Raw genomic sequence first — 13631 nt, forward strand, 5'->3', positions numbered from 1 at the left:
ACCGGGCATTCAGTGCCCGGCGGCCTCCCAGTTCTCGCCGACCCCGGTGGAGACGTCCAGCGGCACGCGCAGCTCGGCTGCGGCATCCATCTCCGCCTCCAGCAGCGCGGTCATCTCCTCGAGCTCGCCCTCGACGACCTCCACGACCAGCTCGTCGTGCACCTGCAACAGCACGCGTGACTGCAGGCCACGGCGGGTCATCTCGCGCTCGACGCGCAGCATCGCCCGCTTGATGATGTCCGCCGCGGTTCCCTGGATCGGCGCGTTCAGCGCCGCACGCTCGGCGTTCTCGCGGGCCACCCGGTTGGACGACCCGAGCTCCGGCAGGTAGCGCCGGCGCCCGTAGAGCGTCTCGGTGTAGCCGTCCAACGTCGCCTGTGCGACGACCTCGTCGAGGTAGGTCTTCACCCCGCCGAAGCGCTCGAAGTAGGTGTCCATCGTCTGCTTCGCCTCACCAGGTGAGATCGAGAGCTGCTGGGACAGGCCGAAGGCACTGAGGCCGTAGACCAGGCCGTAACTCATCGCCTTGACCCGACGTCGCAACTCCGGGGTGACCTGGTCGACCGGCACGTCGAAGACCTTGGAGCCGACGTAGTTGTGCAGGTCCTCGCCCTCCCGGTAGGCCTCGGTCAGGCCGGGGTCCTGGGACAGGTGCGCCATGACACGCATCTCGATCTGCGAGTAGTCGGCGGTGAGCAGTGTCTGGTAACCCTCGCCGACCCGGAAGGCGCCGCGGATGTGTCGTCCAGCCTCGGTCCGCACCGGGATGTTCTGCAGGTTCGGTTCCGAGGACGACAGTCGTCCGGTCGCCGCACCCCGCTGGTTGAAGGTGGTGTGGATCCGGCCATCATCGGCGGTGGCCTCGATGAGTCCGTCGATGGTGGACTTCATCTTCTGGTACTCGCGGTGGGCCATCAGGTGGCCGAGGAAGGGGTGCCCGGTCTGCTCGGTGAGCTTCTCCAGCTCACCGGCGGCGGTGGAGTAGCCGGTCTTGGTCTTCTTCGTCTTCGGCAGGTCGAAGTCCTCGAAGAGCACCTTCTGCAGCTGCTTGGGACTGGACAGGTTGAGCTTGTCGTCGCCGGCGAGATTCCTGGCGGCGGCGACCTCCTCGCTGATCTTTCCCTCGTAGTCGTCCGACAGCTCCTGAAGCGAGGCCTTGTCGACTTCGATGCCGTAGCCTTCCATCCGGGCGAGCACCGTGGCCAGCGGCACCTCGAGATCGAGGTAGAGCTCCATGGCACCGATCTTGGCCAGCTCGGGGGTCAGCGCGGCGACCAGGTCGCGGACCGCCTGGGCACGAACCGGTGTCGGCGCGTCCGCGGCGAGCTCGTGTCCGACGTGGCGCTGAAGGACGTCCGCCAGGTCGGTCGCCCGGACGTCAGGACGCAGCAGGTAGGCGGCCAGGGCGGTGTCGTGCTCGACACCGGCCAGGGCGAGCCCGGACCCGTTGAGCATGTGCCAGGCCTGCTTGGCGTCGTGCAGCCAGACCGGGGCGGCAGCGTCGGCGAGGTAGTCGGTGAGCGCCTCCTCGTCCTTCGGATCCTGGTCGGAGAGGTCGATCGCCACCGAGTGCAGGGCGCCGTCGTCACCGGGCTGCGGGTCAAGCAGCGCCAGGGTGTCGGCGCGTCCGCCGAAGGGCGCTCCGTCGCCGGTGACCGCCACAGCGAGCGGACGGTTGACCGCAGCGTCCCCGCCGGCACGTCCCGGCTTCCAGCCGGCGTGGGTGGTCAGCCACTTCCCCAACGTGCCGTCGGCGACCTCGTCGACGGTGACCTCGACGTCGTTGCCGTCCTCGAACTCGATCCCCATGGCGCGGAAGGTGCGGTTGCGCAGGTTGTTGCCGAACTGCAGGTCATCGAAGACCTCCACGGCACGGGACGCTTCGACGGCGCGGGGACGCAGCGCCGACAGGGCATCCCCATCACCGTCGAGGTCACCCAAGTCCAGGTCACGGACCATCTCGGTGATCTTGCGTGCCAGCTTCACATTGTCGATGTTGTCCCGCAGGGCCTCGCCGACCTTGCCGCCGAAGTCGTCGAGGTTCTCCAGTACCGCGTCCAGGCTGCCGTATTTCTCGATCCACTTCTGGGAGGTCTTCGGCCCCACACCAGGGACACCGGGCATGTTGTCGGAGGTGTCACCGCGCAGCGAGGCCAGATCCGGGTACTGCGTGGGGGTGACCCCGTACTTCTCCTGCACCCGTGCCGGGGTGAACCGGTCGAGTTCGGAGACCCCTCGCAGGGTGTAGAGCACTGTCACATCATCATTGACCAACTGCAGGCTGTCGCGGTCACCGGTGCAGATCACGGTGCGCATCCCGGCCTCGGTACCGCGGACCGACAGGGTGGCGATGATGTCGTCGGCCTCGTAGGCCTCCTTGGTCAAGGTGGTGACACCCAGTGACTCCAGGGTCTGCTGGATCAGTTCCACCTGGCCGCGGAACTCCGGCGGCGTCTCCGGACGCTGTGCCTTGTACTCCGGCAGGTCCTTCTCGCGGAACGTCGGGCCGGAGAGGTCGAAAGCGGCGGCGATGTAGGTGGGACGCTCCGCCTCCACCAGCCCGAGGAACATGCCGAGGAAGCCGTAGACGGCGTTGGTGTACTGCCCGCCGGTGGTGGAGAAGTTCTGGGCCGGCAGGGCGTAGAAGGCGCGGAAGGCCAGCGAATGGCCGTCGAGCAACAGCATCGTCGGCTTGCCCTGCTGATTCCCGGAGTTCTCTGACATATGACCTTCCCGCACGCCCCGATTGTCCGGACACACTGATGATGGTTGAGTACCGCATTCCACGTTCGTCAGGGCTATCCTAGTCGCCATGACGGACCAGACCGACAGCGCGCCGAACTCATCCAGCGCCGAAGTGAATTCCTCCGGTGGCCGGCGTCGCTCCGAGGAGACCCGAGGCTGCATCCTGGATCACGCCCGCGTCGCCTTCAACCAGCGTCCCTACAGCGAGGTCTCACTCAAGGAGATCGCCGCTGAGGCCGGGGTCAGCGCACCGCTGATCATCAAGTACTTCGGCACCAAGGAGAACCTCTACGAGGCCCAGCTCGACTTCTCCGCGGTGGCCGAGCGTATCGCCGGGATGGACTTCGACTGCCTGGGCACCGCCCTGCTCCGCGTGGTCATCGAGGCCCCGGAGGACTCCCCCAACTCGCTGATCCGCAAGCTCGCCGACGCCGGCGGAAACCGCCACATCGTCTCCACCCTCGGTCAGGTCTTCCGCTCCCAGGTCGTCTCCCCGGTCCTGCAGCGGGTGTATGCAGAGGCGGACGAACTGACCCGAGCCGGACACGGTGACGACGTCAGCGACGCGGAGATGCGCGCAGAGGCGGCGATCTCGATGCTCATCGGTGTGGCGATGATGCGCCGTCTGATCACCCAGGACTACTTCAAGCAGGCCGACGTCGACGCCTTCGTCAGCTACTACGGCGGGCTGGTCCAGAAAGTCCTCGACGGCGAGGCGTAGCAGCCTCCCCGGCTACCCGCCGGGCAGTGCCCTACTCCGATTCTCCGGACGGCGCGGTTTCCGCCGCGATGCCTTCCTGGTCGGCGATCTCGCTGATCCGCCGCGCCATGTCCACGTCGCGACCGGTGAGCCCTCCGACGTCGTGGCTTACCAACGTGATCCTGACCGTGGGATAGCTCAGGACGATGTCGGGATGGTGATCGGCGGCCTCGGCCGCCGCTCCGATGAGGTTCACCAGCCGCAGGCCGGTGGCGAAATCCTTCGTCTCGTACGTGGCGGCGAGCAGCCCGTCGACAATGCTCCAGCCGACGAGCGCCGCTGCCTGGATCTCGGAGGTGATCTCTGCCTCGGAAAGAATGTTCTTCGACATAGCCCCAGCCTACGCCCGCCCCGCGGGCAGTTCACCCGGCCAGGCGCACCCCGGTGTTGGTCCGGCGTCTGCGCCTGCCGTAATATCCCTTGAGGATCCCAGCGGTCCTTGAAGAACACGGAAGAACACGGCCCCAGTAGCCCAATTGGCAGAGGCAACGGATTCAAAACCCGTCCAGTGTGAGTTCGAGTCTCACCTGGGGCACCCTGAACACCCCCGTTGACACCTTGACGTTCAAGGTCAACGGGGGTTTTCTGGTTCCGCAGGCAGGCAACGTCAGGAAGGTGGGGCGAATAGCCGGTTTTTCTGTCCAGGACCGTCAGATGATCCCACGATTCTGACATGGGGCGGCGTGACTGGCAGAGACGGTGCGAAACACCTGCGGTGGTCTCTACGATGGAAGTTGTAGTACCGCAACCCCGACAAAGGAAGCTCACATGGATCTCCCCGTCATCGACCCCGAACTGATCGGAGCCTACGCCTCCAACGCGCTGTTCATCGCCGGCTCGGTGATCGCCGCGCCCTTCGGCATGATCGGCGACCTCGTGACATACGTCACCGGCCTACTGCCCTGACGCTGCCTCACGGTTGGCACCCACACCGGCCACGCCGTCCCCTCCGTCGCCGGGGTTCCCGCCGTCGACATCGTCGACCGCGGCTTCCTCGACCTGGGTGCCGTCCTCGTAGACCGGTTCCCCGAGCATCTCCTCCGGGTCCAGCACGGCCACCTGGAGACCGTCGAGACGGAGCCGTCGCAGGCCTTCCTTGACCATGCGCCGTCCGACCGGGTTACTCGCGTTGACCCGTCGCATGTCCACCACCACACGCTTGGTGTTGAAGTCCCGGTCGGCCACGGTGTCGAGGAACTCCTCGGCACCGGCGAAGTCGATGCCGCCCTGCAGCCGCACCAGAGTCACCAGACCGCGCTGCCGCACACTTCGCACCGCAGTACCTCGCCGGGTCACCGACGACATCAGGTGCATACCCATGCTCTCCGACAGCTCACGGAAAACCTGGCTGCCCCGGACGCTGCTGCCTGAGGAATCCAGCCGCGGCGAGAACGTCGCGATCCCGAGCTGCCCGGGCAAGGTCCCCATCAGCCCACCGGCGACCCCGGACTTCGCGGGGATCCCCACCGAGGCCATCCACTTGCCTGCCCCGTCGTACATCCCGGCCGAGGCCATCACCGCCTGCACCTGTCGGCAGACCAGTGGGTCGAGCACCTGTTCCCCGGTCACCGGCTGGATCCCGCCCAGCGCCAGCGTCGCACCCATTACCGCCAGGTCCTTCACCGTCACCATGATCGAGCACTGACGGGTGTAGGACGTCACCGCGTCCGTCGCGGAGTCGGTGATGATCCCGTAGCTGCGCAGCATGTGGGCCAGCGCCAGGTTTCGGTCGGCGGTCTCCAGTTCCGACCCGGTGACCCGCTCATCGATCCTCAGCTGTCGGCCGGCAAGGCGCGAGAAATAGTCGAGGATCACCTCCACCCGGTCCTCCACCGAGGAGTCCTCCCCGTTGATCAACTGGTTCACCGTGATCGCCCCCGCGTTGATCATCGGGTTCACGGGCTGATGGGTCGTCCCGTCCAACGACAGCTCGTTGAAGGCCTCGCCGGAGGGTTCCATCCCGACCTTGTCGAGCACCGTCTCCACGCCGCGATCCTGCAGTGCGACGGCGTAGACGAACGGCTTGGAGATCGACTGGATCGTGAACTCGTGGCCGTCGTCACCGGCGCTGTAGATCCGCCCCTGGGTGGTGCACAGCGCGACCGCCAACGGCGTGGGGTCGGCTGCCGCCAGTTCGGGGATGTAGTCGGCCACCTCACCGGAGTCGTCGTCGCGGACTTTCTCGAGAATCTCGGCCAGGTAATCAGCGATCGGAGTCTGCATGCCGCCCGAGGGTAACAGAACGCGACCAGCCGAATATACTCGTCTGACATGACACTTCGCCCTCTGCGCCGAGCCCGCGGCATCACCGCGTTCGCCGGCACACTCATGGCGGTGACGTTGACGGCCACCCTGACTGGCTGCGTGACCAACGAGGAGTCCGGGAACCCGGAAGGTTGGGTGGAGTCCCTGCCCGACCCCGTCCCCGAACTCCAGGAACTCCTGCCCCAGGAGTACCGGACGTCCGGGCGCATCGCCGCGTCAACGAACCCGACCTTCCCGCCCAACCAGTTCAAGGACCCGCACGGCGACATCATCGGCTTCGAGGTCGACCTGGTCCGTGCCGCGGGTGCGGTCCTGGGACTTGACGTGACGTTCCAGCAGCAGGACTTCAACCTGATCCTGCCGTCGATCACCGGCGGCACCGTCGACATCGGCACCTCCGGGTTCTCTGACACCGAGGAACGTCAGCGGTCCTATGACTTCGTCGACTTCTACAACTCGGGCATCTCCTGGGCGACCACACCCGGCAAAACCGTGGACCCCGACGACGCCTGTGGGCTGACCGTCGCCGTTCAGAAGGGCACCTACTCCGACACCGACGATGTCCAGGTGAAGTCCGACCGGTGCGTCGCCGACGGCCAACCGGCGATCAACAAGCTGGTCTACGAATCCGCCAACGCCGCGGCCAATGCCACGGCCCTGGAACGTGCCGACGCAATGAGCTCGGACTCGGCCGTCACCGACTACGCCATCCGACTGTCGGAGGGCAAGCTCATCCCGGCTGGCGAGGCCTTCGACCTGCTGCCCTTCGGTTGGGCCTTCGCCAAGGGCTCCGACCTGGTCCCCGCCTTCGCCGCTGCCCTGGAGTACCTGATCACCTCCGGCCAGTACGAGGAGATCCTCACCCCCTGGGGCCTCACCGACGGCATGGTCGACACCGTCACCGTCAACACACAGGACGTCGACCTCCCCGACGCCGCCACCGCACCGTCCCGTTCTGCCGGTCCCGACACAGGAGAAGAATCATGAGCGAGCGCACTCGTCCGGTCGACAACGACGTCGTCCCCCTGAAACACCCCGGACGCATCATCGCCGCCGTCGTCCTGCTCGTCCTGGTGGTGGCCTTCATCTGGGACGCCGCCACCCGCGACGCCTACGCCTGGGACATCTACTTCGACTACCTCTTCGACTCCCGCATCGCCGAGGCTGCCCTGCACACCCTGGCACTGACCGTGCTGGCGATGATCGTCGGCGTGGTCCTCGGCGCGATCCTGGCCGTGCTGCGCATGTCCCCGAACCCGGTGACCAGCGGTATCGCCTGGCTCTACCTGTGGGTATTCCGTGGAACGCCGGTGTACGTCCAGCTGGTGTTCTGGGGTCTACTCGGGGCGATCTACACCTCCATCGACCTCGGTTTCACCGAGATCGAGTTGGACGCCCTGCTGACGAACATGTTCTGGCTCGCCGTCATCGGACTGGGACTCAACGAGTCGGCCTACATGGCCGAGATCGTCCGCGCCGGTATCCAGGCCGTCCCCGAGGGACAGTCCGAGGCGTCCAAGGCCCTGGGCATGACCTGGTGGCAGAACATGCGGCGCACCGTGATGCCGCAGGCGATGCGGATCATCATTCCGCCGACCGGCAACGAACTGATCAGCCTGCTCAAGACCACCTCGCTTGTCCTCGCGCTGCCGTACGCCGGTGAGCTCTACGGCCGGTCCATGGACATCGCCTACGCCATGTTCCAGCCGGTGCCGATGCTGCTGGTCGCCGCCACCTGGTACCTGGTGATCACCTCGATCCTCATGGTCGGGCAGCACTACCTCGAGCGCTACTACTCCCGCGGTTCCTCCCGGGCGCTGACCAGCCGTCAGCTGGCCGTCCTGACCGACGCCGAGGGCGTTCCGCCGCGCAACATCACCGTCGACGACAACCCCGAGGCCATGACCGACCCCACCGGAACCACCGGCAAGGAGCAGCGCTGATGACTGACACAACCCCGATGATCTCGATCCAGGACGTCTGGAAGCGTTATGGACGCCTCGATGTGCTCAAGGGCATCGACCTGGAGGTCCCCGCCGGCACGGTGACCTGCCTGATCGGGCCGTCCGGCTCCGGTAAGTCCACGCTGCTGCGCTGTGTGAACCACCTGGAGAGCATCGACGCTGGCCGGATCGAGGTTGACGGCGACCTCATCGGCTACGAGGAGAAGGCAGGACGCCTCCACCAGATCTCCGAGCGTGAGGCGTCCCGCCAGCGCGCCGACATCGGCATGGTGTTCCAGCAGTTCAACCTGTTCACCCACCGCACCGTACTGGCCAACATCATCGAGGCCCCGGTGAAGGTCAAGGGTGTGCCGAGGGCCGAGGCCGAGGCGACTGCCCGGGAGCTGCTGGAGATGGTCGGGCTGGCCGACAAGGCGGAGTCCTGGCCCGTGCAGCTCTCAGGTGGCCAGCAGCAGCGTGTGGCCATCGCCCGTGCGTTGGCGATGAAGCCGAAGCTGATGCTCTTCGACGAGCCGACCTCCGCCCTGGACCCAGAGTTGGTCGGCGAGGTGCTCGGCGTGATGCGTCGACTGGCCGATGAGGGTATGACCATGCTGGTGGTCACCCACGAGATGGGTTTCGCCCGCGAGGTCGCCGACCATGTGGCGTTCATGGACGGTGGACGCATCGTCGAACACGGTGCCGCTCGTCAGGTGATCACCGAGCCGGCACATGAGCGCACCCGCTCCTTCCTGTCCAGCATCCTGGACTGAACCGGCCGGACCGGTACGCGCGGGGCCCGGGACCTCATGGGAGGTTCCGGGCCCCGCGTTCCTGGTTCCCCGCTACGGGCGCACGCCCACGTGCCACGGCACCCGCGGGCTACCGGCGTCGTCCTTGATCTGCTGGAAGAGCTGCTCCGCCGGCTGCTTCTCGCGCTCGGTGAGCACCTCGGACAGCCGCATCGACAGGCCGCTGATGCTGCCGTCGTACTGCTGGACATCGATGACGAGGGCTGTCGTGTCCGGCTCCTCCTCGGCGGCGTCGGCGAAACCGTGGTCCTGCCACACCCCCTGCAGACTCGGGTCGTCGGGGATCCCGGTGTCGACGTCGAGCGTGGCGGTGAGGACATCGGAATTGGCAGCGAGGACGTCCTGGAAGTCCTGGACGATCTCGTCCCGCTGCTCGGTCGTGGCAAGGATGCTGAAGACGATCTGAGGCATGCCTACAAGTAAAGCACCACTCACCCACCCACAGCCACCACCCCACCGGCTAGGCTAGGGAGCTGTGATCGGTCACTCACCCATGTCCCCAGCCCCGGTGCCCCCGTTGACGACATTGCCCGACGGCACCATCAAACAGGTCAACCCGTTCTCGGGAACCGAGGTCTGGACGGTGTCCAGCCGTGCCCACCGCCCGGTGGCCGAGCGGCACACCGAGGTCTTCGAGATCACCGGGGACAATCGCGACACGCAGACCGACTTCGGTATCGGCAACCTGTTGAAGACCACCCCGGAGAAAGCCCGGATGGTCATCGACGACAACGGTGAGCCCCGGATCCTGCGCGGAATGAAGGTCTCCGAACTCGACGAGACCGTCCCGCTGTTCCGCCGGGTGGCGAACCTCTACGAGATCCTGACCTACAACTACTGGTCGGTGAACTACGGCCACCGGATGGACGCCACGGCCGCCAGGCACATGGCCGAGTACCTCTCCGAGCGGGCTGGCGAGGACCACATCGAACAGCTTCTCCGGAAGAAACTGGCCTCGGCGGGGCGCTCCGCCGAGGAGATCGATGCCATGTTCACCCCCGAGACCGCGCTGCAGACCATCCATGAACTCGGCAGTGCCTTCTTCGGAGGCGGACACGACATCATCCTTGCCCGGGACCACTACCTGCCGGGCGCGACCCGCAGCGACCAGATCGTCAGCTCCGGGGAGCTGAGCTGGTCCGACCACCGGCTCTACATCGCCTTCACCGTCGACGCGATGGACCGGCTGTACCGGGCGAACCCCTACGTCCGCTACGTCGCCGCCTTCCAGAACTGGTTGGAGCCCGCCGGGGCCTCCATCGAGCACCTGCACAAGCAGCTGGTGGCCATCGACGAGCACGGCCTGCAGAACGAGACCGAGATCGCCCAGGTGCGCAGCAACCCGAACATGTACAACCAGTGGGCGGTGGACTACGCCGGCCACAACAACCTGATCTTCGCCGAGAACGACCACGCCATCGCCTTCGCCGGCTTCGGCCACCGCTGGCCCACCCTGGAGGTGTTCTCCCGCTCCGGCACGACCGAGCCGTGGCTGATCAGTGACGAGGAGCGGGATGCCGTCGCCGACCTGGTGCACGCCTGCCATGTCGCCGCCGGACCGCAGATGCCCACCAACGAGGAGTGGCTGCACCGGCCGCTGGACGTGGACGTTCCGATGCCCTGGCGCATCATGATCAAGTGGCGCGACTCCACCATGGCCGGTTTCGAGGGCGGCACGAAGATCTTCATCAACACCCTCAGCCCCGCCAACCTGAAGCGCAAAGTCCTCGCCAGACTGCTGGACGCCCGGGAGGAAGGACGCCTGGCCCCCGGGATCCGTCTCGGCAACGAGGTGGAGTTCCGCCGGAACTCGCTGCGCTACAATCCAACGATCCAGTAGGGCGTCCCCGGCCCCTGTTCCCTAACCTCACTTCGGAGATCTATGCTTCACCTTCTCTCCTCTGACCCCGCTCTTCCCGCTCTTCCCGCTCCGTTCGTTTACGGGCCCTGCCCGCCGCCCTCTCACTGGCAGCAGCGGCATCAGCCTGCGGTTCAGAAGACCCCACCCCGGATGAACCCCGCGACACCGACGTGACTTTCGCCTCCTTCTCCGGCGACATCGTCACCTCCGGAGAGGACTTGACCACGCTCGATCTGGCTGTCGTCGCCCGCCGGATGACCCGGTGTGGTCCGGTATCCACGAACTTCACCTTGTCAATGACCACCCGGACGGCGGCGACCAGGTTTACGTGGGTGACTCGGTGCAGATTGAGCAAAGCGGCGAAGCCGACGGCAACCAGCTGGGCACGATCCGGATGGAGTTGCCTACGGACCAGGGAGACTTCGGGTTGACGACGGTGAGGCTCATGGTTGACGAAGGCGGCACTCTGGCCGATCACGACGTTGGTGAAGTCTCCGTACGGCACTTTCCTGATTACCTGGAAGACGCTGCCCCCTCGATCACGCCGGTCGGGGACTATCCGGGTGTCCTGTCCTCCTGCGGCGACCTGGAGTTCACGGTCAGCGAAGATGACCCGCCAGCTCCCGGGACCACAAGCGGCATCATGGGCGTCACCGCGAATGTTCCAGGGATGCGCTTCGACGAGGTCGAGTTCGAACAGCACGACGACAACACCACCACGGTCAGTTTGACCCTGGACTGCGATGACGACTACGACCACTTCGCCTTCTCCCCCAGACTCATGGTGGAGAAGGAGAGTACCGAGGACAATATCTCCGACAGCTCCTACCAGGTACCGTTGCCCGTGATCCGGGTCGAACGGAATGACCTCACAGAGGAGGACCTCGAGCGCATCGCGGAATAGCACGATTACACTCGGAGACCATGAGCACACCCGACATCGCAGAATTCGTCGAAAACCACGGCGTGGACCTCTCGTGGGTCGACAGTTTCTACACCTGGATGCACGAGAACCCCGAGCTCAGCGAGCAGGAGGAGCAGACCGCGGCCCATATCCAGTCCCGGCTGGCCCAGCTCGACTGCGAGGTCACCACCGGCATCGGCGGCCACGGCATCACCGCTGTCTGGCGCAACGGCGACGGCCCGACCGTCCTCTACCGCGCCGACTTCGACGCGCTGCCCGTCACCGAGGACACCGGGGCGTCCTACGCCTCGAAGAACGTCGGCGTGATGCACGCCTGCGGCCACGACGTGCACACCAGTGCCCTGATCGGCCTGTGCGAGATCATGGACACCCGCCGGGACGTCTGGTCCGGCACCTTCATCGCCCTGTTCCAGCCGGCCGAGGAGGTCACCCGCGGTGCCGGCACGATGATCCGGGACGGTCTGGCCGACAAGATCCCCGCCCCACAGGTCTGCCTCGGCCAACACATCATGCCCGGGCCGGTCGGCACCGTGTACTCCGCGCCCGGGCCGGTGATGGCCGCCTGTGACACCCTCACCGTCACCCTGCACGGGGTGTCCTCGCACGCCTCGGCGCCGCACAACTCCATCGACCCGACGTTCCTCGCCGCGATGATCGTGGTGCGGCTGCAGGGCATCGTCGGACGCGAGATCCCCGCCGAGGAGTTCGGGGTGGTCTCTGTGGGCACCCTGTCCGCCGGGCACACGAACAACACCATCCCCGACACCGCCACCCTGGTGCTGAACTGCCGCTTCTACGACACCGACGTCCGGGACCGCACCTATGCGGCGATCGAGCGGGTGATCCAGGCGGAGTGCCTGGCCTCCGGGACACCGAAACCGGCGGATATCGCCTACTCCGCCCGTGGTGAACTCACCGACAACGATCCCGGGGTGCATGAGACGGTGCGTCCGGTCTTCGACGAGGTCTTCGGGGAGGCTTCCGTCGACGCGATGCGGTGGACCGCCTCCGAGGACTTCTCCGAGATCCCCCGGCACTTCGATGTGCCCTACGAGTTCTGGCTCACCGGTTGTACCGACCGGGATTCCTGGGACGCTGCAGTGTCCGAGGGCCGGGTCTCCGACATTCCCGGCAACCACTCCCCCCATTTCCTGCCCGCCCCCGGCACCGTCGACGCCGCGACCCGCTCGGCGACTGCCGCTGTGCTGGCCTACCTCTGGCGCTGAGACTTACGGTGCTTGTGCGGCCGACAACATCAGGTCGGTTTACTGTCTGCGCCCGCACGCGTCTGTTCCTTCCGATCCAGTACATGCCCGGTCCGTGGCAGGGATGGGCCGAAAAGTGGACTCGGCGGCACCGCGGCACCCCCACAGTCCAACGGGCTACTGGGCCGGGGTGGTGACCCGGTCATCGCTGCCGCGCCGACTCCCACTGCGCAGGAAGCTCTCGAAACTCGGCCAGTCCCGCTCCGCCTGCATCGTCCCGCGCATCAGCGAGTCACGCAACACCTCCACGTTACGTTCGGTGGAGCTCACCGGCTTCTCGTCCTCCGGGAAGTACAGGAACGCCCGACCTGCCCGCTCCAGGGCGTAGAGCCGGTCCATCGTCGCGTTGTAACGGATGTGCCGGGTCGCCATCGCCTCAGCGACTGCCGGATACTTCCGTAGGATGGTCCGCCACATCCGGGTCCGCCCCATCGGCGGCTTCACGTAGCCACGCGGGTGGGTCAGCATGGCGAAGAAGCGGCTGTAGCCGTCTGCCAGTGCGGCATCCAACGGGATCCCACCGGACGGTCCGAGCGCCCCGTCGACATACGGCACCCCGTCGATGCGCGGCACCGGCATCGCCAGCGGGATCGTGGACGATGCCCGGACCGCCTCCATCAGTTCGCCGGTGGAGGAGACATCCTCACGGCCCCAGTAGACCGGATCACCGTTGTCTGCCCGGGTCGAGCAGATCCGGAACTCCACGTCGCTCTGCAGCGCGCGGGCGAAGTCATAGGGCCTCGGCAGGTCCCGTTCCGGGGCGTCCCCGTAGATGTAGGCGGCGTTGAAGTACCCCTTGCCACGCAGCAGCCAGGTCCAACCGCCGAAGTTGGGGTCGGTGGCGAAGTCCACGAAACTGTGACGCAACCGGTCACGTTCCCCGGTGAGGTAGCTGACCAGGTGCGTGGCACCGGCGGAGACCCCGCCAGCCCAACCGAAACGCACGTCATTCTCCATGAGAACGTCCAGCGCCCCCGTCCCGTAGGACGCTCTCATGCCGCCGCCCTCGAGCAACAGGGCGGTATCACGTGCCTCGATCATCGGATCAGCCTCCT

Annotated in this window: 14 protein-coding genes and 1 tRNA gene; 9 read left to right on the forward strand and 6 right to left on the reverse strand. The window is 66.3% G+C overall.

The genetic code is table 11. The annotated features are described in order from the left end of the window. Window positions 1-9 precede the first annotated feature (9 nt). Window positions 10-2724 carry a DNA polymerase I gene (gene polA / locus ACTXPP_RS10355; RefSeq protein WP_301494261.1) on the reverse strand — a complete coding sequence of 905 codons (2715 nt, stop codon included), beginning with the start codon at window positions 2722-2724 and terminating at the stop codon, window positions 10-12. Window positions 2725-2812: 88 nt separating this feature from the next. On the opposite strand from polA, the gene ACTXPP_RS10360 reads away from it, so the two are divergent. Continuing rightward, the gene (locus ACTXPP_RS10360; protein WP_301494259.1) at window positions 2813-3466 is read left to right on the forward strand and encodes a TetR/AcrR family transcriptional regulator; all 654 of its coding nucleotides are present in this window, start codon (window positions 2813-2815) and stop codon (window positions 3464-3466) included. A gap of 31 nt (window positions 3467-3497) precedes the next feature. Here the strand turns inward: ACTXPP_RS10360 and ACTXPP_RS10365 are convergent, their stop codons facing one another. After that, complete coding sequence (locus tag ACTXPP_RS10365) at window positions 3498-3836, reverse strand: 4a-hydroxytetrahydrobiopterin dehydratase (RefSeq protein WP_301494257.1); 339 nt, start codon at window positions 3834-3836, stop codon at window positions 3498-3500. 130 nt (window positions 3837-3966) lie between these two features. Here ACTXPP_RS10365 and ACTXPP_RS10370 point away from each other — a divergent pair. Both ACTXPP_RS10370 and ACTXPP_RS10375 read left to right on the forward strand, forming a co-directional pair. Then, window positions 3967-4040: transfer RNA gene (locus ACTXPP_RS10370), tRNA-Leu, on the forward strand. Between the two features lie 233 nt (window positions 4041-4273). After that, window positions 4274-4411, forward strand: a complete 138-nt coding sequence (locus ACTXPP_RS10375; RefSeq protein ID WP_301494255.1) for a hypothetical protein — start codon at window positions 4274-4276, stop codon at window positions 4409-4411. On the opposite strand, the gene ACTXPP_RS10380 is transcribed toward ACTXPP_RS10375, so the two are convergent. Continuing rightward, window positions 4400-5728, reverse strand: a complete 1329-nt coding sequence (locus tag ACTXPP_RS10380) for a glutaminase (RefSeq protein ID WP_301494253.1) — start codon at window positions 5726-5728, stop codon at window positions 4400-4402. The two genes, ACTXPP_RS10375 and ACTXPP_RS10380, sit on opposite strands and share 12 nt — an antisense overlap. Before the next feature lie 48 nt (window positions 5729-5776). Between ACTXPP_RS10380 and ACTXPP_RS10385 the strand changes: the two genes are divergently transcribed. From ACTXPP_RS10385 to ehuA, 3 genes are read left to right on the forward strand one after another with little or no spacing between them, the layout of a single operon-like run. After that, window positions 5777-6757 carry an ABC transporter substrate-binding protein gene (locus ACTXPP_RS10385; protein WP_443342049.1) on the forward strand — a complete coding sequence of 327 codons (981 nt, stop codon included), beginning with the start codon at window positions 5777-5779 and terminating at the stop codon, window positions 6755-6757. Further along, a complete protein-coding gene (locus ACTXPP_RS10390) occupies window positions 6754-7713 on the forward strand; it encodes an amino acid ABC transporter permease (RefSeq protein WP_301494251.1) in 960 nt (319 codons plus the stop codon). The genes ACTXPP_RS10385 and ACTXPP_RS10390 overlap by 4 nt, the downstream gene beginning before the upstream one ends. Beyond that, the gene (gene ehuA / locus ACTXPP_RS10395) at window positions 7713-8486 is read left to right on the forward strand and encodes an ectoine/hydroxyectoine ABC transporter ATP-binding protein EhuA (RefSeq protein ID WP_301494249.1); all 774 of its coding nucleotides are present in this window, start codon (window positions 7713-7715) and stop codon (window positions 8484-8486) included. The genes ACTXPP_RS10390 and ehuA overlap by 1 nt, the downstream gene beginning before the upstream one ends. Window positions 8487-8558: 72 nt before the next feature. Here the strand turns inward: ehuA and ACTXPP_RS10400 are convergent, their stop codons facing one another. Next, complete coding sequence (locus tag ACTXPP_RS10400) at window positions 8559-8936, reverse strand: hypothetical protein (protein ID WP_301494248.1); 378 nt, start codon at window positions 8934-8936, stop codon at window positions 8559-8561. Between the two features lie 64 nt (window positions 8937-9000). Between ACTXPP_RS10400 and ACTXPP_RS10405 the strand changes: the two genes are divergently transcribed. Then, window positions 9001-10365: a DUF4921 family protein gene (locus tag ACTXPP_RS10405; RefSeq protein ID WP_443342051.1), complete on the forward strand. Its 1365-nt coding sequence runs from the start codon at window positions 9001-9003 to the stop codon at window positions 10363-10365. A 40-nt stretch (window positions 10366-10405) separates the two neighbouring features. Here the strand turns inward: ACTXPP_RS10405 and ACTXPP_RS10410 are convergent, their stop codons facing one another. Beyond that, entirely contained in the window at window positions 10406-11089 is a 684-nt protein-coding gene (locus ACTXPP_RS10410) for a hypothetical protein (protein WP_443342052.1), read from the reverse strand. Here ACTXPP_RS10410 and ACTXPP_RS10415 point away from each other — a divergent pair. Then, window positions 11057-11290: a hypothetical protein gene (locus ACTXPP_RS10415; protein ID WP_443342054.1), complete on the forward strand. Its 234-nt coding sequence runs from the start codon at window positions 11057-11059 to the stop codon at window positions 11288-11290. The genes ACTXPP_RS10410 and ACTXPP_RS10415 overlap by 33 nt on opposite strands. A gap of 20 nt (window positions 11291-11310) precedes the next feature. After that, window positions 11311-12537, forward strand: coding sequence for an amidohydrolase (locus ACTXPP_RS10420; RefSeq protein WP_301494242.1), 1227 nt, complete (start codon window positions 11311-11313; stop codon window positions 12535-12537). A gap of 156 nt (window positions 12538-12693) precedes the next feature. On the opposite strand, the gene ACTXPP_RS10425 is transcribed toward ACTXPP_RS10420, so the two are convergent. After that, window positions 12694-13617: a patatin-like phospholipase family protein gene (locus tag ACTXPP_RS10425; protein WP_301494240.1), complete on the reverse strand. Its 924-nt coding sequence runs from the start codon at window positions 13615-13617 to the stop codon at window positions 12694-12696. Window positions 13618-13631: the final 14 nt, after the last annotated feature.

Origin of the sequence: Candidatus Corynebacterium faecigallinarum (assembly GCF_052264515.1) — a bacterium.
GTDB classification, from domain to species: Bacteria; Actinomycetota; Actinomycetes; order Mycobacteriales; family Mycobacteriaceae; genus Corynebacterium; species Corynebacterium faecigallinarum.

Coding starts and splice junctions, on each gene's coding strand:
- polA (WP_301494261.1), bottom strand. CDS start 2,724: ATGTCAGAGAACTCCGGGAATCAGCAGGGCAAGCCGACGATGCTGTTG.
- ACTXPP_RS10360 (WP_301494259.1), top strand. CDS start 2,813: ATGACGGACCAGACCGACAGCGCGCCGAACTCATCCAGCGCCGAAGTG.
- ACTXPP_RS10365 (WP_301494257.1), bottom strand. CDS start 3,836: ATGTCGAAGAACATTCTTTCCGAGGCAGAGATCACCTCCGAGATCCAG.
- ACTXPP_RS10375 (WP_301494255.1), top strand. CDS start 4,274: ATGGATCTCCCCGTCATCGACCCCGAACTGATCGGAGCCTACGCCTCC.
- ACTXPP_RS10380 (WP_301494253.1), bottom strand. CDS start 5,728: ATGCAGACTCCGATCGCTGATTACCTGGCCGAGATTCTCGAGAAAGTC.
- ACTXPP_RS10385 (WP_443342049.1), top strand. CDS start 5,777: ATGACACTTCGCCCTCTGCGCCGAGCCCGCGGCATCACCGCGTTCGCC.
- ACTXPP_RS10390 (WP_301494251.1), top strand. CDS start 6,754: ATGAGCGAGCGCACTCGTCCGGTCGACAACGACGTCGTCCCCCTGAAA.
- ehuA (WP_301494249.1), top strand. CDS start 7,713: ATGACTGACACAACCCCGATGATCTCGATCCAGGACGTCTGGAAGCGT.
- ACTXPP_RS10400 (WP_301494248.1), bottom strand. CDS start 8,936: ATGCCTCAGATCGTCTTCAGCATCCTTGCCACGACCGAGCAGCGGGAC.
- ACTXPP_RS10415 (WP_443342054.1), top strand. CDS start 11,057: ATGCGCTTCGACGAGGTCGAGTTCGAACAGCACGACGACAACACCACC.
- ACTXPP_RS10420 (WP_301494242.1), top strand. CDS start 11,311: ATGAGCACACCCGACATCGCAGAATTCGTCGAAAACCACGGCGTGGAC.
- ACTXPP_RS10425 (WP_301494240.1), bottom strand. CDS start 13,617: ATGATCGAGGCACGTGATACCGCCCTGTTGCTCGAGGGCGGCGGCATG.